The sequence below is a fragment of the Duncaniella muris genome (genome assembly GCF_003024805.1).
GTDB lineage: Bacteria > Bacteroidota > Bacteroidia > Bacteroidales > Muribaculaceae > Duncaniella > Duncaniella muris.
Map to the genome: position 1 here is coordinate 154,840 of NZ_PUEC01000004.1, position 26,948 is coordinate 181,787.

Below are 26,948 nucleotides of genomic sequence, written 5' to 3' on the forward strand. Positions count from 1 at the left end.
CGTGGATAACAAACAATTTATTTCACGACTCGGCAAGAGACTAAACCGGGAAAACGCAGAAGTGGCCACACTCGTTGAAGGTCTGTGCAAAGTATTCAAAGAATGCGGAGCCGATCTTGACTCAATCGCCATCCCCGGATTCGGAACATTCAAATCTGTAAAATCAGATGAGGCGATTGTTTATGACGAAGTAAACGGCAAACGCACATTGGTTCCGCCAGCCATCAGAATGGAATTTGCCCCCAGCATTGTATTGCGAAAAAAAATGACTAAACAATGAATCAGAAAATACCATTCCATCAGCTGTCCGCACGTATTGCATCTGCAACCGGCATAAGCGAAGACAGTGCCGAGATTTTTGCTAAAAATTTCTTTGATATACTTTCTGAGGAACTGATCAAAGGAGAAACAGTCAAAATCAAAGGCCTCGGCGAATTCGCGCTTTATGAAGAAGAGAATGGAGAAAAAGATATCAGGTTCACTCCTGACAAAGATCTCGCTGAAACGCTCAATGCCCCATTCGCAATGTTTGAGCCTGTTACGCTGAATGACGAGGTCACCGAATCAATGCTCTCCATCGAGAAAGATCAAACAGAATCGTCATTGCCTGAGACAGAAAATCATGAGCCTGAGGCCAAGGTCGAAGAAACAATTATCTGTGAGAATATCGCAACAACAATCGAACCCCAACCCGAAACATCCACAGAAGCTATACAGCCCGAAGAACATCTGGCATCACCAGATCCTAAAGCAGAAATCGCGCCTGAACCGGAAACTATCCTGACCGACGAAAAGCCGGTTCAGCCGAAAGAAGCCATTAAGCCCCCCGTTGCCACAATTTCGGCTGAGGCAACTGCAACTACAGCTGAACCTTCGGTCAAAACCGCAAACAGCAATCTTGCGGAACGACAGCCGGTAAGACCTGTAGCTCCGAAAATCATACCACTTGAAGAAGATCCGGAAGAATACGTCAGTCCTGCCAAAGGACAGCAATCGGAAGGCAATTTCTGGTGGGGACTGATCATAGGCCTGATTATTGGACTTGCCATAGGGGCATGCGGAGTCTACCTTGCTATCGACCATCTATTCCCCAATAGCCGTCAGCAGGCTGAAGCCATAACTCCCGAAGAGTCAACTCCTATGCAGACAGAGGAAACCGCAGGTGAAATTGCCATGCTATCAGATTCTGTAACATCGGACGCTGAAGTTGCTCAGGCTGAAGCAGAACAAATCCCCTCACAACCTGCTGTCGCAGAAAACTCAAGTCCGAAAGTGCGTAAAGACACCGTTAAAAGAGGCTACCTTATCCATGATATGGCAAAAAAATTCTTCGGGAGCAAAGATTATTGGGTCTACATCTACGAAGAAAACAAATCAAAAATCGGGAACCCCAATAACATGCAGCCGGGAGTGGTTCTTGATATCCCGGATGCTGAAAAATACGGAATTGTTCCCGGCAATGCAGAAAGTTTGAAGAAAGCGCGCCAGAAAGCCGGTGAAATCCTCGCCAGATATCCCCGTTAAGCCAACACCGCTAAAAAGAAACCTTATGACAACATCGTCGACTCCAATATCGGCGATGTTGTCATTGTTAAAGGAAAAATATATAAAATTAACACACTTTTCTCGCCTAATAATTGTTGTTATTTATAATTTTGTAAACCGTTTATCTATTATAGCGGATTAAAATATCTTATATATCTAATTTAGAACCCTCACTACTCAGACTATGAGCGAATCGGTTAATATTCGAGAACTTAATGATCTTGTTGCCGGCAAGAAGGATTTCATCAACCTTGTTACACGTGGGATGGATCAGACCATCGTGGGGCAAAAGCATCTCGTTGACTCACTTCTGATCGCACTTCTATCTAACGGACACGTCCTTCTTGAAGGCGTCCCCGGTCTCGCAAAGACCCTTGCCATCAAGACTCTTGCTCAAATTATCGATGCCAAATACAGCCGTATCCAGTTTACTCCTGACCTTCTCCCTGCCGATGTGATCGGAACAATGATCTACAGTGTGCAGAAAGAACAGTTCCAGATCAAGCGAGGCCCGATTTTCGCCAATTTCGTTCTGGCTGACGAAATCAACCGCGCCCCGGCTAAAGTACAGAGCGCTCTGCTCGAAGCCATGCAGGAACGCCAGGTGACCATCGGCGAACGTACATTCAAACTTGACGAACCGTTCCTGGTGATGGCCACCCAGAACCCCATTGAGCAAGAAGGCACCTACCCGCTTCCTGAAGCTCAGGTTGACCGTTTCCTTCTCAAAGTCATTATCGGCTACCCGACCAAAGAAGAGGAAAAACTTATCATACGACAGAACATTTCCGGTGTAAAACCTGAAGTCCGTCCTCTTCTCCGTCCGGAAGAAATCCTGGAGGTTCAGAAGATCGTAGAAAAGATATATCTTGACGAAAAAATCGAACGTTATATCGTAGATATCGTATTCGCAACCCGTAACCCCGGCGATTATGACCTCAAAGATCTTGCCGGAATGATCAGCTTCGGAGCGTCTCCGCGAGCATCAATCGGTCTGGCCAAAGCCGCGAGAGCATATGCGTTCCTCCGTGGCCGCGGTTATGTGATTCCGGAGGATGTCCGCGCCGTATGCCACGATGTTTTGCGTCACCGCATCGGCCTCACATATGAAGCCGAAGCAAACAACATCACCACCGATCAGGTAATATCCGAGATCCTTGACAAGGTCGAAGTACCCTGATGACACGTCTGTAAAATCCCCCTTCTAATGTTTTCTAAATGGAAGCAAACGAACTACTCAGGAAAGTCAGAAAAATCGACATAAAAACCCGCGGCCTCTCCCAGAACATCTTCGCCGGAGAATACCACACGGCTTTTAAAGGGAGAGGTATGACCTTTTCTGAAGTGAGGGAATACCAGTATGGCGATGATGTCAGAGATATAGACTGGAATGTGACCGCCCGTCATAATCATCCTTATGTCAAGGTCTATGAGGAAGAACGAGAACTGACCGTGATGCTCCTTGTCGACGTGTCGCGCAGCCGTCTGTTCGGTGCTGTCGGAGAAGAAAAGAGAGAGATGATAGCTGAAATAGCCGCCACCCTCGCCTATTCGGCCATCACCAACAATGACAAAATCGGAGTCATATTCTTTTCAGACAAAATTGAGAAATTCATCCCTCCGAAAAAGGGCAAAAAACACATACTTCTGATAATCCGCGAATTGCTGGATTTCACTCCGGAGAATCAAGGAACCGACATCAGCGTTGCATTACGTTATTTCACTGATGCTCTGAAAAAGCGATGCACTACCTTCCTGATCTCTGACTTCATAGATACCCATGACTTTACACGTCAATTGCAGATAGCCTGCAACCGCCATGATGTCATTGCCATTCAGGTATATGACAAACGCGACACAAGTCTGCCGGATGTAGGTCTCATGCGGATGACCGATCTTGAAACCGGTGCCTCACGCTGGATAAACACGTCATCCAAACGGACACGGCAGGCCTACAGCAAATGGTGGTATGAGCGGCAGCAGTCCATGAGCGATACATTCAGCAAATGCCGAGTCGATCATGCCTCGATAGCCACTGATGAGGATTTCGCCCATTCATTGATGGCTCTATTCAAAAACCGGGGTGTGCGCTGATAAAACCGCAGCCCGCCCAAGACTCTTTAATTGATTGCCAAATATGAATTTCATCCGACATATCCGTTTTCTGTTGCTGACAACAGCTATTTTAATATCAGCATCAGCACTCGCCGGAGTTTCCAGCCTGAAAGTCAGTCTTGATTCCGCTTTCCTGCTCATGGGGCGCACTACCCCTCTGCACATCGAGCTTGTCACAGATGACAATTCTGACGGGCACCTCGTCATTCCAAAAGATTCCGTCTGTGACAAAGTTGAAATTCTGAAATATCTCACACCTGACACCACAGGTCTCGGAAGCGGACGCAGAGAAATCAAACAGGATCTTGTGCTCCAGTCATTTGATTCCGGCGTCTATCGGCTGAATCCGATTCTATACGTTGAAAATGGCGAAACCATCGCTTCAAACCGTCTTGTACTGAAAGTATATCCGGTTGTAGTTGACTCACTGGAGACTATCCATGACTATGCTGATGTAGCAGACGTGGACCGCAGTTTCATTGATTACCTCCCGGACTTCGTTGTCGATTATGGATTGTGGATTCTGGCAGTAATCGTAGTCCTTGCACTTGGAGGATTCGCGTTCTACATGATGAAGAAAAAGAAGAATCCCTTTGCCGCACCTGCAACCAAACCGATACCGCCATATGAAAAAGCCATCGGCGAACTTTCGCGTCTGCGGGCTGAAAAACTCTGCGAGCAAGGCAAGGAAAAAGAATACTACACCCGTCTCACTGACATTCTCCGCATCTATCTCAATGGCCGTTTCGGCATAAATGCAATGGAAATGACCTCCACACAGATCAGACGCATGCTGAATGCCAATGAAGAGACACGTCTGTCAAAAGAGAATATGGAACGTGTGCTTGAAACGGCTGATTTTGTAAAGTTCGCCAAAGTACGCCCGCTGCCTGATGACAATGTCAAAGCGTTCAATTCTGCAATGCAGTTTGTCGAAGATACAAAACCTCGTCCTGTTGTAGCTGAAACCGACGGACAGCAGGAACCCTCAAAAGAAGAATCTACTAAAAAATAGATAATACAATGTTATTGGCACATCCCGAATATCTTTGGCTGTTTTTACTTTTCATACCGCTGATTGCCTGGTATGTATTCAAACAGCGTGGCCTCCATGCCTCTATGGAGGTATCGACCGTATCGGCATTTGGCCGTATAGGTCGATCCAAACTCGCAGCCATGCGCCATATATTGTTTTTGTTGCAGCTTGGTGCCATAGGCTGTGTCATAGTGGTCCTCTCCCGTCCTCAGACACGCGACTCATGGAATACGTCAAGCGTAGAAGGCACCGACATCGTGATCTCAATGGATATATCAACCAGTATGCTTGCGCGCGACTTCAAGCCAGACCGATTTGAAGCAGCCAAAGAAGTTGCCTCCAAATTTGTGGCAGGGCGCGAAGGCGACAACATAGGGGTCGTTATTTTTGCAGCTGAAAGTTTCACCGCAATTCCGATGACAACAGACAGATCCATGATTGCCAATTACATCGGAGACATAAAAATGGGTATGCTGCAAGACGGGACTGCGATAGGTGACGGTCTCGCCACATCAATCAACCGAATAAAAGAAGGGAAAGCCAAATCCAAAAGCATAATCCTGCTGACTGACGGTTCGAACAATACCGGTAATGTCGCTCCGCTCACAGCCGCCGAGATTGCGAAACAGCTTGGGATAAAAGTCTACACTATAGGTATCGGCACAAATGGCACTGCCCCCTACCCTCAGGAAAACATGTTCGGGCGCATCGAATATGTCAACCTTCCGGTAGTTATTGATGAAGCGACTTTGAGGAGCATCGCTGAAACAACCGGAGGAAAATATTTTCGTGCGACGGGCAACAACGTCCTCAAAGAGATATTCGCCGAAATTGATCAGCTGGAAAAAACTAAAATGGATTTAAGGAACTTCACAAGTACTGAAGACGATTATCTGCCTTGGGCAATCGCAGCTTTAAGCCTGTTTGGTCTTGCGGTGTTGCTAAGATACACCTTGTTCCGGACAATTCCATAAGAAATATATATTTGAAAATATGATTTCGTTCGCTTATCCACACCTGCTATATCTTCTTCTGCTGCTCCCGTTAGTGGCAGGCCTTTTCATATGGAGCCGCCTGAGTCGCCGGCGCAAAATGAACCGCTATGGCAAACCTGAAGTTATCGCCCACCTGATGCCTGAGGTCTCAAAATATATGCCTTGGATCAAAATGAGCCTTGCACTTCTCATTATCGCCGTACTGGTCATTATGATTTCCCGCCCGCGCGCAACCGGAGGCCGTGATGCTGACGCCTCAGAGACTACATCGTCACGCGGTATAGAAGTTATGGTATGTCTTGACGTTTCAAATTCAATGCTGGCCTCCACCACCGATGACGATCATGGCATAAGCCGTCTGCAAAGGGCTAAGCACATACTTGAAAAGTTGATTGACAAGATGACCAATGACAAAGTCGGTCTGATAGTGTTTGCAGGCGATGCCTATACCCAGCTCCCGATCACGTCTGACTATATTTCAGCCAAAATGTTTCTCAACGGTATCACCACAGATATGGTCCCTACTCAGGGAACAGCTATCGGAGCCGCGCTTGAGATGGCAATGAACTCATTCACCCCAACCGATGACATGGGAAAAGCCATAATAGTCATCACCGACGGAGAAAATTTTGAAGACAATGCGGTGGATGCAGCCAAACGGGCTGCTGATGCCGGAATTCAGGTGGATGTAATCGGACTCGGCACTGCAAAAGGAGCCCGAATACCCCTCGGCAACGGTCACTATATGATCAATCCCATGACCGGAGAAGAAGTTGTCACCCGGCATGACGAAGCTACAGCTTCACAGATTGCATCAGCCGGCAAGGGCATTTATGTAAACGGAGCCTCTAATTCCGCTATCAACGCCATTGATTCAAAAATGGACGAGTTGACCCAAGGTGAGTTCGAACGCAAATCTTTCTCCCCGCAAAGCGAACAATTCCCGATTGTAGCCTTTATAGCTTTGATATTGCTTCTTATTGACTCTATTACTGTCACACGCAAAATATCATGGCTCAAAAAATATCGTTTCTTCACAAAAGAGGAAGGAGGAAACAAATGAAAAGACTTATAACTTTCGTATTCTTTATATCGGTTCTGACATCTGCATTTGCACAATCAGGGTCGACAAGGCATGAGCGCAACTATATTGTGGAGGGCAACAATCTTTATCACGAAGAGCGTTATGCCGAAGCAGAAGTCGCATATCGGAAAGCGCTGCAGGAAAATGCGATGAACGAAATCGCACAATTCAACCTGGCAGCCTCTCTACTGCGACAAGGGTCGGCATCAGGCGAGACCCAGAAAGAAGCCACTACAATTCTTCAGAATCTGACTCGTGATGCCGAGAATATATCAATTGCAGAAAAAGCGTTTTATAATCTCGGAAATATTACCTTCAACGCTCAGGATTATGCAAAAAGCATTGATCTCTATAAAAATGCCCTGCGCAAGAATCCTGACAATGATCAGGCCAGAGAAAACCTGCGTATAGCCCAGAAGCGCCTTCAGGATCAACAAAACAACCAAGATCAGAACAAAGACCAGAACAAAGATCAGGAGAAGAAAGATCAAGACAAAGATCAGAAACAAAATCAGGATCAAAACAAGAATCAGGATCAAAATAAAGACCAGAACAAAGATCAGGATAAACAGCAACAGCAAAATCAGGATCAGCAGCAACAACAGCAACAACAACAGCAACAACAGCAAGGCGGCATAAGTCAGCAAAATGCAGAAAAGATTCTGAAAGCTATGGAAAATGAAGAGAACGCCACTCGCGCCCGCATAAATGCAGAGAAGAAAAAGAACGGCGCTCCTTCACGCAGACCCGTTACCAATCCTTGGTAATCCCTCATTAAACGACCTCTTATAATTTTGAGAATTTAAGGAATGAAACGTTTTTCACTATTTATATTATTAGGGACTCTGCTGATCTGCCAGAATGTGTTCGCACAGGTCAGTTTTTCAGTTCAGCCGCCGACCCGCGTCTATGAAGGAGACCGCTTCCCGATCACCTTCAGATTAAGCAACGCCGACGGTTCAGACCTGAGTGTCTCTCAGATCAATGGCTGTACGCTTCTCTACGGTCCTTCGGTCTCTCAGCGGCAAAGCTATCAGGTGACCAACGGCAAAGCCGTTTCATCATCATCGGTTGAATATACTTATTACTATAAAGCCGGCAAGGCAGGACAATATACTATCCCTGCCGCATCCGTCATGGCTGACGGCAAGCGCTACTCAACCAAAGCCGTATCTTTTACAATTCATGAGAGCGCCGACCGTGACAAACCCGCTTCACAGCGCCCGGTCGATGTCGATGATGTCGACACTCAGACCGCCGGTCGCCGGGTCAACAGTGATGACGTGTTTGTACGCATCATTTTGTCCAAGTCATCCGCGTATGAACAGGAAGCTATCGGATGTACCATCAAGCTCTATACCAAATACAGCATTTCATCATTCATGCCGACGAAACAGCCTTCGTTTGACGGCTGTCTGATTCAGGAACTTGATGTTCAGCCTTCACTCAATGAGATGGAGACATACAATGGGCAGAACTATATGACAGCCGTGCTCAAACGCTGCATAATTTTCCCGCAGAAAAGTGGCAAACTTACCATCAACTCCGGCAATTATGACATTTCAGTGGTCCAGTATGACAATGTCAACATGGGTATGTTCCAGGTGCGCCAGCCACGCGAAGCAAAAATCAAAGTTAGTTCTAACACCGGCTCTCTCAACATCCTGCCCCTCCCCCAGCCTCAACCCGATGGATTTACCGGAGCTGTAGGCTCATTCAGCATTGACAGCCGTATGGTCGGCAACACATTCCGCACCAATGACCCGGCAACTCTGATCTATACAATCAAGGGAACAGGCAATATCAAATACGTCAAAGAGCCTGAAATTGATTTCCCGACTGAATTCGAGCAGTATACTCCTAAGAGCGACATCCAGACCGAAGTCCACGGAAATGAAGTCTCCGGATCTATGACTGTCGAATATACATTCGTGCCCCAAAGTGTGGGAGACTTCTCCATCGGCAGTGACAAATTTGTATATTTCAATCCACAGACCAAACAATATGTGACTCTCACCACTCCGGCCTATTCAATCAAAGTAGCAAAAGGGTTGTCAACTCCGGTGTCCGCAGAACAGAAAGATGTCGAGAATAAAAACTCAGACATCCGTCACATTCACCTTGGAGAAAAGAATCCACAACAGGCGCACATATTGGTCGTTACCAAAGGCTGGTATTGGGGACTATATGCCGGGCTGCTCGTATTGACCGTGGCGCTTATCGTTATCAACCGGCGCCAGACAAAACTCTCCGCAGACGTCACCGGCCGCCGGACAGCCAAAGCAAGCAAAGTGGCAAAGAGACGTCTCAAAGCCGCAGAAGCATTCATGAAAGCCGGAAACAGTGAAAAGTTCTATGAGGAAATGCTTCGGGCTCTTTGGGGCTATCTGTCTGACAAGCTTTCAATGCCTGTGTCTCAGCTCTCCCGTGAGAATATTTCATCGACTCTTGCATCAAAAGGATATTCGGAAGAAAGCACAGCCGGGCTTGTTGAAGTGCTTGACGACTGTGAAATGGCCCGTTACACTCCTGACAGCTCAAGCCGGATGGACAATGTCTATGAAAAGGGAGTCAATGTCATCAATAACCTCGAAAACTGCAAACGATGAGAAAACTAATATTCCTGCTGACTGCAATCTGTCTTTGCTCGGTTATTCCGGTCAAGGCTTCTGACATACTGCACCAGGCAGACTCAGCATACACAGCCGACAATTTTCAGGAAGCCGCAGCCGCATATCAGCATGTCATCAAAGAGGAAGGCACATCAGCTGAAATTCTTTACAACCTTGGAAACTGCTATTACCGGATGGGAGAACTGGGCAAAGCTATTCTCTCATACGAAAGAGCACTACGCCTTGACCCAACCTTTGACGATGCCCGCAACAATCTGGAATTCATCAACTCCAAGATTGCAGATCGGGCCGGAGAACGCGGTACATTCATGGGAAACGCTCTGGACTCCGTTGCTAATTCGGCAAAATCCAACACATGGTCATGGCTTGCATTCGCGTTTTTCGTCATTACGCTTACCGGAGTAGTCGCATATATATTCTCCAGCCAGGTGGCAGTCCGCAAAACCGGATTCTTCGGAGGTATCGTTGCTTTCATAGCCTGTCTCTGTTTCATTTTTCTGGCTTTCAGATCAGCCTCTATAGCTATGGCTGATGATGTTGCCATAGTGACAGCACCATCTACAATTCTCAGCACATCGCCCCGTGAGCCAAAAGATCGTGATCAGGAAGCAATGCTGCTCCACGAAGGAACGCGAGTGCAGATCCTTGATTCTGTCCGCTCGACATCTGACTCGATCAGCACACTTTGGTATGATGTTCAGGTTGACAATGCCCACAGGGCTTGGATCAACGCCGCTGCAGTAGAAAAAATATAGCGGACTCCACCTGTGACGTCATAATATCCAGACGTAAAATCTCAAAACCAAACCTCATAAGAACCGGTTCGTTAATTTTCATTATCGGACCGGTTCTTAATTATTGAAACACACTAAGTTAATTTATATTGAAAAAGTTTAGTTAAAAAAGGTGTTATTAAACATAGAAATTTTTAGCGTTTTTATTTGTTTGATTAGAAATTAAAACTTAATTTAGTGACGTGGAACATTTCAAGCCACAACACTATTTAATTAAACAAAGTACTAACCCCCAAACACCTATAAGTATCATGACTAAGACTATCTCGTTCAACGACCTTCGCCGCATCAAAGACAGTTTGCCTGATGGTTCAATCCGTCAGATCGCTGACAAACTCAATGTCACTCCCCAGACTGTAAGAAATTACTTTGGCGGCACAAATTACGAGTTCGGAAAGAATTGTGGAGTTCATATTGAACCCGGTCCTGATGGGGGCATAGTAGTTCTTGATGACACCACTATCTATGACATGGCTGTTGAAATCATTCAGGCTCAGAATAAAGAAGATTAAGTATATCTATAAATAGCATAAAAACATTTTTGGAAGGGTAAAAAGTCTGCTATGCCAACGGCTTTTTGCTCTTCCATTTGTTTTTAAGGAAGCAGCAGCCCGCTCAGTCTTAACTTCAATAGAATAATCAAATCTTAATAAATTAACGTCTATGCAGGAGGACCGTTTGATAACAATCGCCATACACACTTATGAAAAGGCACATGAGTTGAAGAATATTCTTGAATGCGAAGGAGTGAAAGTTACATTACAGAATGTCAATCTTTCAACCCCGGTGGTATCCTCCGGCATCAGAGTCAGGATCAGAGAATGCGATCTGCCGTTGGCTCTGAGAGTGATTGAAAACATAGAAATTTTCGCTCCGGCAGCACTGAAAGAATGCGCCGATGGATCTGCCGAGATTCTTGTACCTATTGACTTTTCCAATTCATCAAAACAAGCCTGTTTCATGGCATTCAGAATTGCATCAGCGCATAAAGCGAAAATCAAACTTCTTCACACTTACGTAGATCCGATGCTGACAAACACTGCATCGCTCCAATTGACAGATGCAATGACATTTGACACTTCTGCCGATGCAGTCATGGAGATCCAGGAAGAAAAAGAGCTCAACAAACTCGGCAATTCGCAGATGAAAGAGTTTGAAACTTTGTTGCGTGATAAAATGAAAGACGGAGTGATTCCTCCGGTCATTTTTTCATCGGAAGTTTCGGAAGGTTTGCCGGAAGAGGTTATCACAGACTATGCCTCGACACACCATCCAATGCTTATTGTCATGGGAACTCGCGGAGCCAACAGGCAATCGAGAGATATGCTCGGAAGTGTTACCGCTGAGGTTCTGGACTCATGCCGCTCAAGCATATTCACTGTGCCCGAATCTCCGAGGTTCAAGACTGTGGCCGATATCCGCGAAGTGGTTTACTTTGCGTCTTCCCGTCAGCAAGACATTCTCGCTCTTGATGCCCTCTACCGGATTTTCCCGGAACAATCGCTGTCTGTCACCCTCGCTTCTATACCCTCAAAGAAAAAGCCCAAAGGCGATGCGGAGGCTCTCGGCAATCTGAAAGAATACTGTGTAAAAAATTATCCAGCCTATGCATTCAAAGCCCTCCAATTGTCACAGTCAAACGAAATTGAAGAATTTAAAGTCCTTGACAATCAGAACAAGATCGAGCTCATAGTCGTTCCGACCCCACATAAAAATATATTTGCCAGGCTGTTTAACCCGTCACTTGCCCATAAACTTCTGTTTCACTCAGACATTCCCATGCTTTCGATTCCAGTCTGAAACCACAAAACTTGATTGCGGAAGTGTCATGATGCCGAAACATAACATTCAGGCCATGCCACCGCCCATGATATTTGTTGCAGAATACACAAAAAGGATAACGAGGGCTCGTTGTTTAGATAAAAATTTTGTAATTTTGTAAAAACTTTTGTCAAACAAGTTCCAACTCACGTTTGTTAAATTATCATCTACGAGAAATTATGAGTGACCAGCGCTATAATCTCCGCGGTGTATCTGCCTCAAAAGAGGATGTGCACAACGCAATCAAGAATGTCGACAAAGGGATATTCCCTCACGCATTTTGTAAGATCATCCCTGACATCTTAGGCGGTGACCCTGCCTGGTGCAACATAATGCACGCCGACGGAGCCGGCACTAAATCGTCACTGGCCTATGCCTATTGGCGTGAAACCGGCGATCTGTCTGTATGGAAAGGCATCGCGCAGGATGCACTTGTAATGAATATCGATGACCTTCTTTGTGTCGGCGCCACCGATAACATTCTTGTATCCTCGACTATCGGCCGAAACAAGAATCTTATACCCGGCGAAGTCATTTCTGCCATTATCAACGGTACAGAGGAACTTCTCGCTACGCTGCGTGAGATGGGCGTAGGCATTTATTCGACCGGCGGCGAGACTGCCGATGTCGGAGACCTTGTGAGAACCATTATTGTAGATTCAACCGTTACCTGCCGCATGCGACGCGCCGATGTGATTGACAACGCCAATATCAAAGGAGGCGATGTTATAGTTGGCCTTGCATCTTTCGGACAGGCTAAATATGAAAGTCGCTACAATGGCGGAATGGGCAGCAACGGACTCACATCGGCCCGTCATGATGTCTTTGCAAAATATCTTGCAGAAAAATATCCTGAAACTTTCGATGCTGCCGTGCCTGAAGACCTTGTTTATTCCGGCTCTAAGAAACTTACTGATCCTGTCGATGGCACTCCCCTGACTGCAGGCGAGCTGGTGCTTTCACCCACACGTACATATGCTCCCGTCATCAAAAAGCTCCTCAGCGAGATGCGGCCTGAAATCGACGGCATGGTCCACTGCACCGGAGGCGCACAGACCAAGGTGCTCCACTTCGTGGAAAACAAACATGTGATCAAAGACAACATGTTCCCTGTTCCTCCTCTGTTTGATCTGATTCAGAAAGAGAGTGGGACTCCGTGGAGCGAAATGTATAAAGTATTCAACATGGGCCACCGCATGGAAATATATGTCCGTCCGGAAGCAGCTGAAAAGGTAATGGCGATTGCCGAGGAATTCGGAATCGAATCACGTATAATTGGCCGTGTAGAGGATGCGCCTGCAAACAAGTTGACAATCAAGTCATCGGCCGGCGTATTTGAATATTGACCTGACCAGGTCCCCTTGACCACCATCTCTCATTGAGAACTATGCGCAAATATAATAACTGAGAAAAGAACTATTAACCCGACGCATATCTTATGAAGAATGGTTTGAAAATATTGGCTCCTATAACATTGGTACTCTGCCTGGCCACTCTTTACAGTTGTGGCCGGAACGGAGTGTCAGGTAATACTACATCAGCAGCCGGAAACCACCTATTGCCTGACACGCTGAAGGTTGTGACACTATACAGTCCTGAAGCATATTTTATCTACAAAGGACAGGAAATGGGCTATGACTATGAACTTGTGACGTCTTTGGCGGTCGACAAGGATATAGCCCTGAAAATAGAGATCGCCCCTACTCTTTCACGGGCGGTTGAAATGCTTGACTCCGGACTGGTCGATCTGATAGCCTATGAAGTGCCTATAACAGCTGAATATAAAGACAATGTAGTTGCCTGCGGCCCGGAAACTGTGACAACCCAAGTACTTGTACAACCCAAAAAGGGTGAAGCAGAACTCATCGATGATGTCACTGATCTTGTAGGCAAAGATGTTTACGTAGAAGCCGATTCAAAATACGAAGCCCGAATCCGCAATCTAAACGATGAACTCGGAGGCGGAATAAACATCCACACTGTCAGCCGTGACACGATGATCACAGAAGATCTCATCGCAATGGTCAGCGAAGGCTCCATTCCGCTTACCATTGTAGACAGCGATATTGCCCGAATCAACAAGACATACTACAACGATCTCGACATCACTCTCCCGCTCAGTTTCGAACAACGAGCAGCATGGGCTGTAGCTCCGGACAGAGCTTGGTTTGGCGACAGCATCAACGCATGGCTTAACAGTGACAAGCCAAGAGAAGAACAGGCAATGCTGCTCAAACGTTACTTTGAAATGAGCAAAAACGAACCCGGAGGCCGCTACGCATTCAACGGAAGCAGAGTCACACCATTTGACCATCTGTTCAAGCAGTATGCGGCAAACTATGGCTGGGACTGGAAACTTCTCGCCTCCCAAGCATATGTAGAAAGCAAATTTGACTCTACGGCTGTATCGTGGGCTGGAGCAAGAGGCTTGATGCAGATAATGCCTAAGACGGCAAAAGGTTATGGCCAGACAGCAAAAAGCGTGATGAAAAATGATGTAGCGATTGAAACCGCGCTTAAGCTTCTTAAAGATCTTGACAAACAACTGGCTGCAAAAGTCCCAGACGAAAACGAGCGGAAGAAGTTCGTTATCGCCGCCTATAATTCCGGTATAGCGCATGTCTATGACGCCATAAATCTTGCAAAAAAATATGGACTAAACCCTCAGAAATGGGACAACAATGTGGCCAAAGCAATCCTTTGGAAATCAAATCCAAGATACTATAAAGATCCGGTGGTAAAATACGGATATTCCCGTGGACGTGAAACATTTGACTACGTCAACCGAGTCTACCGCTTTTACAACAAAGCACGGATCAAAGCCTGATTGCCAAACCACACTCCGAATCCGGATAATATTTAATAATCACTTTCAACTAATGTTTTTATCCTTATGAAAAAACGCTATTTACCTGTTGCAATCGCGCTTGTTCTTACAGGCTCTCTTCTCTCGACTTCATGTATCGGCAGTTTTGCTCTTACAAACAAGCTCCTGTCATGGAACCAACAAGTTGGCAACAAATTTGTGAATGAACTCGTGTTCTTCGCATTCTGGATCATTCCCGTCTATGAAGTTTCATGCCTTGCCGATGTCATTGTGCTCAACTCGATTGAATTCTGGAGCGGTGACAACCCCGTAGCATCAGGCAAGAAAGTGATTGACGGTAAAGACGGCCGTTACATAGTAGAATGTGACGGAAAAGGCTATACCATAACCTCTGAAAATGACAAATCCGTAGTCCGTCTTGATTTTGACAAGGATGACCAGACTTGGAGCGTTGCTATTCCCGGCGGCGAAAGCTATGAGCTCATGACATTCATCGATGACACCCATGTGGCGCTGCCTGCTCCTGACGGCACACGCAGCATCGTCGAACTTTCTGACAACGGGCTTATGGCATACCGTGACATGGTCAGCTCAAATCTTATGGCTGCCCGCTAACGGACACCCTATAAATGAAAGCATTACGATTCATACCGCCCTACCAGCTCACGCTGGCTGTGGCAGTTATAATCCTGTATCTCACCCTCCTTCCCAAGCCTTTTGGGGAGGAGGAACTTCCTTTATTTCCAGGGGCTGACAAGCTTGCCCACTGCTGCATGTTCGGAGGGCTGGCGCTTACCTTTATATTCGAACGCCATATAGCCGGCAAGTGCCTCTCCATTGGCCGGGCTTTGATCGCAAGCCTCGCGGTGACGCTGTTCGGCATCGCAGTGGAATTCATTCAGAATGCAATGGGGCTCGGCCGCAGCGGAGACTGGGCCGACGGACTTGCCGATGCTATCGGAGCATTCGCGGCTGTCCCGCTATGCTATGCATTACATTGGATCAACGTCGTAGTAAAGCACCGCCCCTAAGAGCTGGCGGCTGTTGGTCATCTCTATCCTTATATCATTCAGCAGACTTTTTACTTTTGAGATTGAGGCCTGAGTTTCGATTTTAAGCATTATGCGCCTTATGTATAAAGTCTGGATCCTTGCTACATATGGTTCGTCAGGGCCACTGACCCTATTCCCAAGCAACACACGCAGGCGCGAAGCAAATTCAAATGCGATAGTCGATACTGCCGCCGGATCCTTGTGCTTTATATATACATATATTATCCTCACGAAAGGCGGATAATTATATCGCTGACGTTCTTGAATTTCACGCTGATAGTAATCCTTGTAATCATGGCGGACAAGGAAATCAAACAAAGGATGAGAAGGATTGTAGGTCTGAACCGCCACCACTCCATTGTCACTTTTCCGACCTGCTCGTCCGGCTACCTGCTCAATCATATTGAACGCGCGCTCTGATGCCCGGAAGTCCGGGAAGTTTACTATACTGTCGGCATTTATGACACCCACCATGCTCACTCGTCCGAAATCCAGGCCTTTGGTTACCATCTGAGTCCCGACCAATATCTGGGACTTCCCTTTCGAAAAATTGTCGATTATAGTTTCGTATCCGTCTTTGCTGCGCGTCGTGTCAAGATCCATGCGTGCGATCGCAGCAGTCGGAAACAAGGAGTCAATTTCCTCTTCAACACGTTCGCTTCCATAACCGAGCACTTCTATGCCAGGCTCCTTGCATGCCGGACAGACATCAGGCACACCGTAGGGAGTACCGCAATAATGGCATATCAGCTTGTCGGAATGCCTGTGATATGTCAGCGAAACATCACAATTCTCACATTTCGGCACATAGCCACATAGCTTGCAGCGGGCAATCGGAGCATAGCCTCTGCGGTTGATAAAAAGTATCGACTGTTCGCCCCTCTGAAGAGATTCGTTAACAAGCCTCCTTGTCAAAAGAGAGAAAGCACCTTCAACCTCACCCCTCTTTCTTGCTGCCGCCATGTCGATGATCTCTACCTGAGGAAGACGGAGGCCTTCATAGCGTTCTGTGAGTTCAATCAACCCGAAGCGGCCTGTCAGAGCTTTGTAATATGTATCGACTGCCGGAGTGGCACTTCCGAGAAGAGTTTTTGCACCATGCATTGAAGCCAGCACGATAGCCGCATCGCGTCCATTGTATCTCGGAGCCGGGTCCTGCTGCTTGTAAGCGCTTTCATGCTCCTCATCAACTATCACAAGCCCCAATGACGCAAACGGCAGAAACACGGCAGAACGGGCCCCAATAACCACGCATGGTTCTGAAGAGGCGAGTAGCTTTTTCCAGATATCGACACGGTCATTATCCGAGAATTTCGAATGGTAGATCACCACCTTGTCGCCGAACACCCTCTGCAGTCTACGGGTCAACTGGGTTGTCAGCGCTATTTCAGGCACAAGATATAGAGCCTGCCGCCCCTGCCGCAGAACATAGTCAATCAGATGAATATAGATTTCAGTCTTTCCGCTTGAAGTGACTCCGCGGAGAAGGGTGATATCCTTTTCAAACCATGATTTATGAATACTATCGAGAGCCGAGGCCTGAGCTTCGCTCAGTACAGGCAACTCACCTGTGACAAGTCCTGAATATGAAAACCGGCTGATCTCTTTTTTATAAATATCTACAATACCTTTCTTTGCCATCGCCGCGATCACAGTAGTCGTTACTCCTGACCGCTCCATCAGTTCCGTGCGTGTCACCTCCTGAAGTTCCGAATCCTGGCGCATGAAAGCCGAAATCTCAATCAGGGCCAGAAGGGCTTTTTCCTGCATGCTGCCAGACCTGACAGAATCAAAAGCCTTGTGCAAACCATCGGAATCACCTTTATCAACCGTCAGTCTTACATAAGTTTCCTTACGAGAACGATAACGCTCTACAAGATTTTCTGAAATCTGCACCGCTCCCTTTTCAAGAAGTGAATTTATTATCGGGCCTATGTTTGCAAATCCGGTCTTCTTGCCGATCAGATCAAGAGGCTGCTTCTTCTCACAGCCCAGAATATAGTTCATCACAGCCATTTCCCTTTGCGAGAGTCTCTCATCAGGCTTTTCTTCATAATCCGGATCGGCAGACACGAAAGTCTCACTCTCTATTTTCAATCCCGCCGGCATGGCAGCTCTCATCACTTCGCCAGGGGTGCAGAGGTAATAGTCAGCCATCCAGTGCCAAAGTTTCAACTGCAGATGTCTGACCACAGCCCATTCATCTAAGATCAAAGCGATGTCTTTTACCTCATACCCCTGAGGAGCAACCGGTGTCTGAGAGGCAATAATACCAGTGTAAAACTTCTTTCTTCCGAACGGAACAATTACCCTATAACCGATTCTGATGGAATCAGCCAAGGCCTCAGGCACACTGTAGGTGAACGTTCCGCTTATAGGAACTGGCAGAAGAACTTCAACAAAAATCATGGTGGCGATATGGTTTTATCTGTAAAAATACTATAAATTACCGTCTCAGGCAAAGATTTCCTGAAATTTATTCGTAACTTTGCAGTGGTAGCAGGACGCTTGTGTCGCTTGCCGATGGAGGTGAGCTCCGGAGCGGCAAGAGGAAAGTCCGGGCAACACAGAGCACCATACTCTCTAACAGTGAGCTGTCGGTGACGGCAGAGTAACGTGACAGAAAATAACAGCCTGCCAACAATTCAGTCCCGCAAGGGCCTGGAAAGCAGGCAATGGTGAAAAGGTGGGGTAAGAGCCCACCGGGTGTCATGGCAACATGGCATGCCGCACGTCTTATGGGTTGCAAGGCCATGTATACCGGCGCGTGACAGAACAACTTTCGCAATCGCGAAGTGTCACAATGGGCTGCTCGTCCATAGCCGGGGGGTAGGCTGCTGGAGTGCCGAAGCAAAGCGAGGCACCGATTAGATAAATGACACGGGCGCCGCGGCAACCTTCCGGATCTTCGGGTCCAAGTGTAGAAGTCCCGCGGTGACATAACCCGGCTTATAGTCCTGCTACCTTTTTTAGATTTATCAAAAACCGCATATGCTAAGAAGCAAATTCTGCCAGTCAGTACCTCAACGGACAGACCGTGCCCCTATGACGGGACAAGCAGCCTACACATTTCTGACCTCAGTACAAAACAAAGCCAGGCTTCTGCAATTCAAGAAGCCTGGCTTTGTTTTGTGGTTTTACGAACTGTGATCTAGAATTTTATTTCGCTTCCAAAAGTCTGTTGACGATCTCGGCAACCTCACGGGCATTAAGCCTGGCACCTTCAAGCGAAAAATGAGAATGGTCGTTTTTATAACAACGGTTCACCGTCAGGAGTCCTTCATGGTCTGCCATATGCTGCAACTTGCGGCCGATCAGTCCATTCAGATCAATGAACGGAACATTCTGCTGCCCGGCTACCTCGGCAGTCCATGCGCCAAATGATGCTGAATTGTTTTCAATCAGACCGTTGTCAAATTTATTGCGCGGAGTGTGACTGATCACAACCGGAACAGCGCCCTTCTCCTTTGTATCCATTATGAACTTGCGAAGATACCAGCCATAGGTATAGACAACCTTGTACTGACCGTTGCTTTTCATTTTGAAAACTTTGCTTTCCGACCCCGTGCCGGGCAATTCGGCCCTCTCCTTTCCGCTATTGATCGGTCCGGCATCGTTATGGCCGAACTGGATGAGCACTATGTCTCCAGGCTGCAAGGCATTGTAGATTTTATCCCAGCGACCTTCGTCAACGAACATTCGCGCACTTCGTCCGGGTATAGCATGGTTCTCAACCGAGGCTACTGCCGGATCAATATAATCCTGAAGCACACTGCCCCAGCCCCACATCGAGTTTTCATCAGAATCTTCATTCTTGACTGTGCTGTCTCCGATAGTGAACACAACCGGACGTCCAGGTTTCCGGCTTTTGCCGGTGACAGTATCGGCCGCTATCGGTTTAAGGAAAGATGACAGACGGCATTTTTTCAATCCTCTCAAGCCTTCAGCAGCAGATGCAGCATTGGTTCTTGCGCCGAATTCACTTGTGTGGATTCGGTCAATATAAAACATAGTCTTTACCTTCTCTTTGCCGAAACGCTCAAACTTGGCGGCTGAAATCTCATTAAGATCTATGAACGGGACCTTCATTTCTTTTGCAACCTGACGGGCCCAGAGTCCGAATGTATCGCTGACACGCTCGATAACCGTGCTGTCGGCATCAGCCCATGCATTGCGTGGTGTAAGCGATAGCAATATCGGATTCGCACCTTTTGCCTTTGTCTCGCGGATAAAACAGCGCAGATATTCTCCGTAGGTATAGACAATACGCTGTTCTCCGGTTTCTTTAATGGTAACATGGAGTGTATCTTTGCCTATTCCAGGAATAGAAGCCCGCGCCCTGCCACTGTCATAAGGACCGTTGTCATTATGACCAAGTTCGATCATGACCCAGTCTCCTTTACGTACACCGGACAACACATCCTCCCAGAGACGTTCATAGAACGTGCGACTGCTTGTGCCTCCGAGTGCATGATTCTCGACTGTGATTTTCTCACTGTCAAAATAGTCCGGGAAGAAACGCCCCCATCCCCATTGGCCGTTATTCCCATTGCCCAGAGTGCCGGTTCGCATGGTGGAATTACCCACGAGGAAAAGCACCGGATTGTCACCTTTGCGCGATGATCCGGCAAGCGGACGGGCAAAACGAGCTTTATTCAGACTGTCAAGCGTGTTATCTACAACCTGATTCCGGTCTTCCATCGGCGCAGCTACAGCCTTGCGCCGGGCAGACATAAGTTGAGGCACCATAAGGGCCATAACTACCAGGCCTGCGACAACGGATTTTCTGCAAATTTCGATATCCATCAAAAAAAGATCAATTCAAAATATTATTTGTCAGTTATAACGCTGAAGACGAGCTACCGCGCAATTATAATTATACAGCGTTTCAAGAAAATCACGACGAGCGGCAAGGAAATAATTAAGTTCCTGCATGTATGTCAGAAAATTAATCTGTCCACCATCAAAAGCCTTTTTCAAGAGTTCGAAATCGGAATTGTCATTCATGACATCTTCATACTGATCAAGAAGTTCACGGTACTGAAGAGCCTTTTCGTAGTCACCTGACATAGCAGCCGACAGACGTATCAGTTCCATTTCCTGCTGCATTTCAGCAGCTCCGGCCTGCAGGCGGGCAGCTTTCACTTTTTTATTACCAGTAATGAACGGCAGACTTACTGCGACAGAAAATCCATTAAATCTGTCGCCCATCTCCCATTCATGACTATAGCCGAGAGTAAAGCCCGGCAGCAAGGACCGCTTCTCGACTTTAAGCAATGATTTCTGAACTTCAGCATCAGCTTTCATGGCCGCTATCGCCGGATCTTTTGCCCGCAGATTTTCCACATCCGGGCGAAGAGACGCAAGATTCACCTCCGGATAAGCATCTCCGACTGAAGCTACAAGATCTTCAACTTCTTTGCCTCCGTTCAGAGCTCGCAGAGAGGCAAGCATCGCAGCATATTCTCCACGCAATGTTTTCAATTCTCTTTCTGCCGCGATTTTTCCAATCACAGACTTATTATAGTCGAGTTTTGTCTCATTGCCCTCATCGACAGCTTTTTTGAACGTTTTCTGTAGAGACGCAAGCCCGTCACAGATTTTTTCTGTAGCGGCGATACGCTGCTTTGTATAAATTATATCTATCAGAAGCAGACGCACTTCCTGACGCGCTTCAATCATTGCAGACTCCTGCAGATACTGCATAGCAGTCTGAGATTTGCGTATAGCCTCACGTCTGGCAGCATATACACCCGGCCAGTCAAACCCCTGAGAGATCGAGAAATTGCGTTTGTCTCCGATTCCTTTTGCCCCCCATAGACTTTCAAATCCGATTTCCGGAGCGTCAAGGGTATTTTCAGACTTCAGTGACGCTATTGCCGCCTGATTTTCAGCATCGGCATATTTCAGAGCCATGTTATTTGACACCACTGTATTCAGAACCTTGTCAAAATCTGAAGCCGAGGCAGAGCACACTGAGAGGGCCAAGGCCATCAACGATATTGAAAATTTCATCTATATATCTTAATATCAATGTTTAAACTATTTTTCCTTTTTGCACTGAGAATAATAATATACTAACGGGACTACAAAGATATTAAGTATTGTCGAGGTTAGCAAACCGCCAAGGATCACAATGGCCAATGGCGACTGTATCTCATTGCCCGGCTTATCACCGTTCACTGCGAGTGGAATCAGCGCAAGAGCTGAACTCAGGGCCGTCATAAGAATCGGGTTCAGACGGTCGGAAGAGCCATGACGGATACGCTCCATCAAACCGACGCCCTCCTGACGCAACTGATCGTAGCGCGACATCAGCAACATACCGTTGCGGGTAGTGATTCCAAGCAGCGAGATAAAGCCTATTATAGCCGGGATGTTAAGTTCGCCTGTTGTCAGTCTCAGCAGAAAAACTCCGCCTATTATGGCAAGGGGCATGTTCAGAAGTATGATCCCTGACTGAGTAGCGCTATGGAACTGGCCGTAAAGCAACAAAAATATTATGACGAGTGCTATGACTGATACCAGAGCAAGGGTTCCGGCTGCTTTAGCTTCATTTTCAAATTGTCCGCCATAGCTGATAAAATAACCTTCCGGCAATTTTATTTCTTCATCAATCTCAGTCCGGATATCATCCACCACTCCTTTCAGATCGCGGTCAGCGACATTAGCAGAGACTACAATCCTGCGGCTCACATTTTCACGGTTAATAGTGTTCGGGCCTGTGGCCGACACAATGTCAGCGACTTCACTCAACGGCACCTTGCCCTTTGGAGTATCAATGGCCAATGCGGATATATCCTCTATCGTAGACCTGCTTGACGGAGCCATCCTCAAAGTGAGATCATAGGGAAACCCGTTTTCATATACCTGCGACACTTTTTCTCCGGCAAGTGCGATATTGATAAAATCGGCGAATTCAGGCATGGTCACCCCATAATATGCAAGCATGTCTCGTCTGGGGCGGATGTCAAGCTGAGGTCTCTCCACCTGTTGCTCGATATTCACATCGACAACCCCGTCAACAGAAGCAATATGACTTTTTATTTCATTACCTATATTATATAAGCGCTGAAGGTCATCACCAAAAATTTTTATTGCAATCTGAGCTTCGGTGCCTGAAAGCATTGCGTCAATGCGGTGGGATATGGGCTGCCCGATTTCCACGTTGACACCGGGCAAATGAGAAAGTTCATGGCGAAGATCCGCAAGAAGTTCCGCACGGCTCCGGCCGTGATCAAGTTTATAAGGGGCCTCAATTTCTGAGACATTCACACCGAGAGAGTGCTCGTCAAGTTCGGCACGCCCGGTTTTACGGGCCGTCAATGAAATTTCAGGCATAGAAAGTATTATTTTTTCCGCTTCCCGACCGAGACGGTCACTCTCCTCAAGCGAAATTCCCGGAAGAGTGCTGACGTTTATAGTAAGCGACCCTTCATTGAATGGAGGCAGGAAACTACGGCCGAGAGAGAAAAAAATCCCAATAGCAACCAGCAACAACAGCCCGGTGGTTATGAAAATGGATTTCACATGGCCGAATGACCAGGCAAGAGCTTTGTCATATCCAGAACGAAGCCACCGCGAAAACTTCGGTTCTCTGTCAAGAGCCTGCATGGCCTTTTTACTGCCAAGGAGGAATGAGCAAAGCACAGGGGTAACTGTCAGTGCCACTATTGTTGATGCTATCAAAGCTACAATAAATGAGATACCAAGCGGTTTGAGCATTCGGCCTTCCATACCGTCAAGGAAGAACAGCGGCAGGAAGCTGGCCATGATTATCAACGATGAATTGAAAATCGGCAGACGCACCTCTTTCGACGCTTCATAAATCACAGATATGACTGATTGTCCTTTTTTAAGGTTTTCTCTAAGCCGTTTGTAGACATTCTCTACATCGACAATCGCATCATCCACCAATGAGCCTATAGCGATGGCGATGCCGCCAAGACTCATTGTGTTGATCGTCATACCCAGCCAATGCAAGACAAGCACGGTAACAATAATGGACAATGGTAGAGCCACGAGCGATATGACAGTCGTGCGCAAGTTCATCAGGAAGAAGAACAGAACAACAATCACGAATATCGCTCCGATAAACAATGCCTCCTGCAAGTTGCTGATAGAGGTAGATATGAACTCCGACTGACGGAAAATATCAGTGTTGACAACCACGTCAGACGGCATTGTTTTCTGCAACTGTCCCAGGCAGTCCTCGATTTCCTCTGTCAGGTTTATCGTACCTACTGCCGGTTGCTTTGTTACAGTAAGCAATACGGCCGGAGTGGCATTGACCGAGGCGGTGCCTAAACGAGGCTCCGCCGCACCTACTTTCATTTCAGCTATATCACAAAGCCTGACCGGCATACCGGCATCATTCGTAAGAATAACCGTATTGCCGATTTTATCAAGATCCGAAGTAGCGATATCTCCTTTTATTATATATTCATTGCCGTGCTGATAAATCACTCCGCCGGAAGCATTGCTGTTCATCAGTGTTACAGCATCACGCACTGCTGTCAGAGTGACACCAAACTGCTGCATTGAGGCAGGATCAAGCAAAATCTGATATTCGCGAGCATCACCACCAATCACTGATACAGACGAAACGCCTGAAAGCGACAGCAGTCTCGGCCTGATGCGGCTGTCTGCTATAGTGCGCAGTTCTTCCGCAGATGTTATCGAATCAGCCGTCAACCCGATGATCATGATCTCGCCAAGGATGGACGACTGCGGGCCAAGCGTCGGCTTTCCTACACCCGGAGGAAGTGCCCCTTCTATTTCAGAGAGCTTTTCCGCTACAATCTGACGGGCAAGATAGACATCAGTACCCCAGTCAAACTCGACCCATACAGACGAAAGTCCGGTAGCCGAAGCCGAACGGACCCGACGGACACCAGTGGCACCATTAACCGAAGTTTCCACCGGATAAGTGATCACCCGTTCGATTTCTTCCGGTGCCATGCCTGGGGCTTCAGTCATCACAACGACCGTAGGAGCATTCAGATCAGGAAATATGTCGACTTCAGTACGAAGCAATACAATTGCTCCGTAGATGAGCAACAAAGCTGAAATCACAACAACCGCCAGACGGTTGTCAAGCGAAAATCTAATTATTCTGTTGAGCATAACCGAATAAAACCTGATTATTTAGTGAGAATGTGAATGACCTTCCGGAACAACAGTAGAGGTTTCTGCCAGCCTGACAAATGTCGAACCGTAAGTAACTACAGAGTCCCCGTCATTGACTCCTGACAGCACTTCAATTCTACGGCCGTCACTACGCCCCAGAGTCACAGGCTGTTTCTTATAGGCATGGTCATCAACCTTTACATATACAAAATTCTCGCCTTGCTGTTCCGACACCGCACCGACAGGCACTGCCAGAGTCTCAGCCTTGTCTGTTCCAATCAGATAGACTTCGGCAGGCATACCGGGAACAACATCTCCATTACTGTCAAACGAAAAATACACTGCAACATAGCCCGGTAAAGTAGTGCCTGTGGGCGATGATGACAGGATTGTGCAATTACGATCAGCCAATGACACCATCTCACCGCCTCGCGAAGGTCTGAAATTGGCTGTGGCAACTTTCGGGAGGAAGGCTGCCTCTGCGGAAGGAAGCAAAGCCCGCAATGTCAAACGGGAATTACGCCCTATCACGGCAATAGTCTGGCCTGCTTCCACATAAGCTCCGTCATTGACCGACAGTTCTGAAATCACGCCTGGAATACCGGCAACCGCACTTCCGCCAGCCGCAACCGGGCTGAAAGCACTTTTTGCCTCTTCATAGGCTCGTAAAGCCTCATTATAATCCTTCTTGGTTACTATGCCTTCTTTAAGAAGCGGTTCGAGCCTGTCGAGTTCACGTTTTGCAGCCTGAAAATTCGCTTTGGCAGCTTCATTAATATCTCCGCCACTGACATTTTTGGCCGAAACGGAAGCTATGAGCTCACCGGAACGCACACTCTTGCCAAGTTCAATGCCTCGTGCAAGCCTCACAATTCCTGATGTGGGAGCACTGACAACCGCTCTGTCAGACGATGCCGGAAGAATCTCGCCGACAGCTTTAACAACTTCGGCAAAAGGAGCTTTCTCAATCGCCTCTGATTTCACTCCAAACCGAAGGGCATCAGAAGGAGACATCACGATTTCGCCCGTATGGTCATGCTTGTGCTCATGACCCTCCGCCTCAGCAGAATGGCCATCAGAATGATTATGGCCTGAGCAAGAAACAAATACGGCTGTCGCAAAAAGCAGTAAAGAGGGTGCAACTGGTTTTGATAATTTAAAAAGCATTGTATTCGAAAAATTTTCATTGAACATCGGTTCTGGCATGAGCCGATAAATCCAGAACCACGGTATCAGAAGTTGCCACAAAGGTAGCAATGACACATCAAAGAAATGTTGCAGAATCTCGGATAAACCTTGCAAAATTGCAGACGGTCCCAAAATAGATACTTGTGGCAAATGCAACCGTTCATGACCACCATAATAAGCACAATTCTATATGTCACGCAGATTTCGAGATCGACAATGCAACAGGTAAAGCGATTGACAAGAATTAATCGATACAATACACTATAAATTTCAGGTGTTTACGGCGCAATTATGCAATGTCATAGACATCCGTTGTTCCGATGTATTGCACTTAACTAATTGATGTATAGATGACAATCTAAAATTATGTGTACTGAATATGTACTAATTGAGAAATTTAGTACAAGAGAATAGTAAGTATTTAAGTTTAATTTGCAGGTGTTAGTTATTTTTAGTTCTATTCTTTTGCCTCGGTTTTCTTCTTTCGGCGGTCAGTATGTAGATAGATATCGGGGCTGGTAAAAAGAAAATCAGATAATGGCTTTTCTCTTTTGCCCAGCATATATTTATTGGTTTGGTTCAGTATAGATGTATATATCTATCACGGCTCTTTCATTTAACCTAAAATAAATAGCATATCTTCCCTTACCCGGTTCATTGAGAATCGGGTAATTTTTCCATGTCTGTATATCAAAGAGTTATTCTGGTATCAAAATCTTATTTTTTTCA

At 46.8% G+C, this 26,948-nt stretch carries 21 protein-coding genes and 1 other RNA gene; 17 read left to right on the forward strand and 5 right to left on the reverse strand.

Annotation, left to right across the window (positions count from 1 at the left end):
• Position 1 precedes the first annotated feature (1 nt).
• The 16 genes from C5O23_RS02985 (at position 2) to C5O23_RS03060 (ending at position 15,881) form a co-directional block, all read left to right on the forward strand.
• Positions 2 to 280, forward strand: a complete 279-nt coding sequence (locus C5O23_RS02985; RefSeq protein WP_107031475.1) for an HU family DNA-binding protein — start codon at positions 2 to 4, stop codon at positions 278 to 280.
• Positions 277 to 1,524: an HU family DNA-binding protein gene (locus C5O23_RS02990; protein ID WP_107031476.1), complete on the forward strand. Its 1,248-nt coding sequence runs from the start codon at positions 277 to 279 to the stop codon at positions 1,522 to 1,524. The genes C5O23_RS02985 and C5O23_RS02990 overlap by 4 nt, the downstream gene beginning before the upstream one ends.
• A gap of 205 nt (positions 1,525 to 1,729) precedes the next feature.
• Positions 1,730 to 2,725: an AAA family ATPase gene (locus tag C5O23_RS02995; RefSeq protein ID WP_107031477.1), complete on the forward strand. Its 996-nt coding sequence runs from the start codon at positions 1,730 to 1,732 to the stop codon at positions 2,723 to 2,725.
• 38 nt (positions 2,726 to 2,763) lie between these two features.
• Entirely contained in the window at positions 2,764 to 3,639 is an 876-nt protein-coding gene (locus C5O23_RS03000) for a DUF58 domain-containing protein (RefSeq protein ID WP_107031478.1), read from the forward strand.
• Between the two features lie 43 nt (positions 3,640 to 3,682).
• Entirely contained in the window at positions 3,683 to 4,675 is a 993-nt protein-coding gene (locus tag C5O23_RS03005; RefSeq protein ID WP_107031479.1) for a cell wall anchor protein, read from the forward strand.
• An 8-nt stretch (positions 4,676 to 4,683) separates the two neighbouring features.
• Positions 4,684 to 5,670, forward strand: a complete 987-nt coding sequence (locus C5O23_RS03010; RefSeq protein ID WP_107031480.1) for a vWA domain-containing protein — start codon at positions 4,684 to 4,686, stop codon at positions 5,668 to 5,670.
• Positions 5,671 to 5,689: 19 nt separating this feature from the next.
• Entirely contained in the window at positions 5,690 to 6,754 is a 1,065-nt protein-coding gene (locus tag C5O23_RS03015; RefSeq protein WP_107031481.1) for a VWA domain-containing protein, read from the forward strand.
• Positions 6,751 to 7,542 carry a tetratricopeptide repeat protein gene (locus tag C5O23_RS03020; RefSeq protein WP_161553536.1) on the forward strand — a complete coding sequence of 264 codons (792 nt, stop codon included), beginning with the start codon at positions 6,751 to 6,753 and terminating at the stop codon, positions 7,540 to 7,542. The genes C5O23_RS03015 and C5O23_RS03020 overlap by 4 nt, the downstream gene beginning before the upstream one ends.
• A 42-nt stretch (positions 7,543 to 7,584) precedes the next feature.
• Positions 7,585 to 9,384, forward strand: a complete 1,800-nt coding sequence (locus C5O23_RS03025; RefSeq protein ID WP_107031483.1) for a BatD family protein — start codon at positions 7,585 to 7,587, stop codon at positions 9,382 to 9,384.
• Entirely contained in the window at positions 9,381 to 10,163 is a 783-nt protein-coding gene (locus tag C5O23_RS03030; RefSeq protein WP_107031484.1) for a tetratricopeptide repeat protein, read from the forward strand. Before C5O23_RS03025 ends, C5O23_RS03030 begins: the two co-directional genes overlap by 4 nt.
• Positions 10,164 to 10,453: 290 nt before the next feature.
• A complete protein-coding gene (locus tag C5O23_RS03035; protein ID WP_107031485.1) occupies positions 10,454 to 10,714 on the forward strand; it encodes a DNA-binding protein in 261 nt (86 codons plus the stop codon).
• 151 nt (positions 10,715 to 10,865) lie between these two features.
• The gene (locus tag C5O23_RS03040; RefSeq protein WP_107031486.1) at positions 10,866 to 12,002 is read left to right on the forward strand and encodes a universal stress protein; all 1,137 of its coding nucleotides are present in this window, start codon (positions 10,866 to 10,868) and stop codon (positions 12,000 to 12,002) included.
• Between the two features lie 200 nt (positions 12,003 to 12,202).
• Entirely contained in the window at positions 12,203 to 13,369 is a 1,167-nt protein-coding gene (locus tag C5O23_RS03045; RefSeq protein ID WP_107031487.1) for an AIR synthase related protein, read from the forward strand.
• A gap of 92 nt (positions 13,370 to 13,461) precedes the next feature.
• Positions 13,462 to 14,850, forward strand: a complete 1,389-nt coding sequence (locus C5O23_RS03050) for an MltF family protein (protein WP_107031488.1) — start codon at positions 13,462 to 13,464, stop codon at positions 14,848 to 14,850.
• Positions 14,851 to 14,916: 66 nt separating this feature from the next.
• Positions 14,917 to 15,465, forward strand: coding sequence for a DUF3332 domain-containing protein (locus C5O23_RS03055; protein WP_107031489.1), 549 nt, complete (start codon positions 14,917 to 14,919; stop codon positions 15,463 to 15,465).
• Between the two features lie 14 nt (positions 15,466 to 15,479).
• Complete coding sequence (locus C5O23_RS03060) at positions 15,480 to 15,881, forward strand: VanZ family protein (RefSeq protein WP_107031490.1); 402 nt, start codon at positions 15,480 to 15,482, stop codon at positions 15,879 to 15,881.
• Here the strand turns inward: C5O23_RS03060 and priA are convergent.
• Complete coding sequence (gene priA, locus C5O23_RS03065) at positions 15,843 to 18,311, reverse strand: replication restart helicase PriA (protein ID WP_107031491.1); 2,469 nt, start codon at positions 18,309 to 18,311, stop codon at positions 15,843 to 15,845. The genes C5O23_RS03060 and priA overlap by 39 nt on opposite strands.
• A gap of 87 nt (positions 18,312 to 18,398) precedes the next feature.
• Between priA and rnpB the strand changes: the two genes are divergently transcribed.
• An RNA gene (gene rnpB / locus C5O23_RS03070) (RNase P RNA component class A) lies at positions 18,399 to 18,870 on the forward strand.
• 191 nt (positions 18,871 to 19,061) lie between these two features.
• Here rnpB and C5O23_RS03075 read toward each other — a convergent pair.
• From C5O23_RS03075 to C5O23_RS03090, 4 genes are all read right to left on the reverse strand, one after another.
• A complete protein-coding gene (locus tag C5O23_RS03075) occupies positions 19,062 to 20,660 on the reverse strand; it encodes a rhamnogalacturonan acetylesterase (protein ID WP_107031500.1) in 1,599 nt (532 codons plus the stop codon).
• A 78-nt stretch (positions 20,661 to 20,738) separates the two neighbouring features.
• Positions 20,739 to 21,917, reverse strand: a complete 1,179-nt coding sequence (locus C5O23_RS03080) for a TolC family protein (RefSeq protein ID WP_107031492.1) — start codon at positions 21,915 to 21,917, stop codon at positions 20,739 to 20,741.
• Between the two features lie 27 nt (positions 21,918 to 21,944).
• Positions 21,945 to 25,028 (reverse strand): efflux RND transporter permease subunit, encoded by a 3,084-nt coding sequence (locus C5O23_RS03085; protein ID WP_107031493.1) that lies wholly within the window; start codon positions 25,026 to 25,028, stop codon positions 21,945 to 21,947.
• 21 nt (positions 25,029 to 25,049) lie between these two features.
• Positions 25,050 to 26,045: an efflux RND transporter periplasmic adaptor subunit gene (locus tag C5O23_RS03090; RefSeq protein ID WP_161553537.1), complete on the reverse strand. Its 996-nt coding sequence runs from the start codon at positions 26,043 to 26,045 to the stop codon at positions 25,050 to 25,052.
• Positions 26,046 to 26,948: the final 903 nt, after the last annotated feature.

Coding starts and splice junctions, on each gene's coding strand:
- C5O23_RS02990 (WP_107031476.1), top strand. CDS start 277: ATGAATCAGAAAATACCATTCCATCAGCTGTCCGCACGTATTGCATCT.
- C5O23_RS02995 (WP_107031477.1), top strand. CDS start 1,730: ATGAGCGAATCGGTTAATATTCGAGAACTTAATGATCTTGTTGCCGGC.
- C5O23_RS03000 (WP_107031478.1), top strand. CDS start 2,764: ATGGAAGCAAACGAACTACTCAGGAAAGTCAGAAAAATCGACATAAAA.
- C5O23_RS03005 (WP_107031479.1), top strand. CDS start 3,683: ATGAATTTCATCCGACATATCCGTTTTCTGTTGCTGACAACAGCTATT.
- C5O23_RS03010 (WP_107031480.1), top strand. CDS start 4,684: ATGTTATTGGCACATCCCGAATATCTTTGGCTGTTTTTACTTTTCATA.
- C5O23_RS03015 (WP_107031481.1), top strand. CDS start 5,690: ATGATTTCGTTCGCTTATCCACACCTGCTATATCTTCTTCTGCTGCTC.
- C5O23_RS03020 (WP_161553536.1), top strand. CDS start 6,751: ATGAAAAGACTTATAACTTTCGTATTCTTTATATCGGTTCTGACATCT.
- C5O23_RS03025 (WP_107031483.1), top strand. CDS start 7,585: ATGAAACGTTTTTCACTATTTATATTATTAGGGACTCTGCTGATCTGC.
- C5O23_RS03030 (WP_107031484.1), top strand. CDS start 9,381: ATGAGAAAACTAATATTCCTGCTGACTGCAATCTGTCTTTGCTCGGTT.
- C5O23_RS03035 (WP_107031485.1), top strand. CDS start 10,454: ATGACTAAGACTATCTCGTTCAACGACCTTCGCCGCATCAAAGACAGT.
- C5O23_RS03040 (WP_107031486.1), top strand. CDS start 10,866: ATGCAGGAGGACCGTTTGATAACAATCGCCATACACACTTATGAAAAG.
- C5O23_RS03045 (WP_107031487.1), top strand. CDS start 12,203: ATGAGTGACCAGCGCTATAATCTCCGCGGTGTATCTGCCTCAAAAGAG.
- C5O23_RS03050 (WP_107031488.1), top strand. CDS start 13,462: ATGAAGAATGGTTTGAAAATATTGGCTCCTATAACATTGGTACTCTGC.
- C5O23_RS03055 (WP_107031489.1), top strand. CDS start 14,917: ATGAAAAAACGCTATTTACCTGTTGCAATCGCGCTTGTTCTTACAGGC.
- C5O23_RS03060 (WP_107031490.1), top strand. CDS start 15,480: ATGAAAGCATTACGATTCATACCGCCCTACCAGCTCACGCTGGCTGTG.
- priA (WP_107031491.1), bottom strand. CDS start 18,311: ATGATTTTTGTTGAAGTTCTTCTGCCAGTTCCTATAAGCGGAACGTTC.
- C5O23_RS03075 (WP_107031500.1), bottom strand. CDS start 20,660: ATGGCCCTTATGGTGCCTCAACTTATGTCTGCCCGGCGCAAGGCTGTA.
- C5O23_RS03080 (WP_107031492.1), bottom strand. CDS start 21,917: ATGAAATTTTCAATATCGTTGATGGCCTTGGCCCTCTCAGTGTGCTCT.
- C5O23_RS03085 (WP_107031493.1), bottom strand. CDS start 25,028: ATGCTCAACAGAATAATTAGATTTTCGCTTGACAACCGTCTGGCGGTT.
- C5O23_RS03090 (WP_161553537.1), bottom strand. CDS start 26,045: ATGTCTCCTTCTGATGCCCTTCGGTTTGGAGTGAAATCAGAGGCGATT.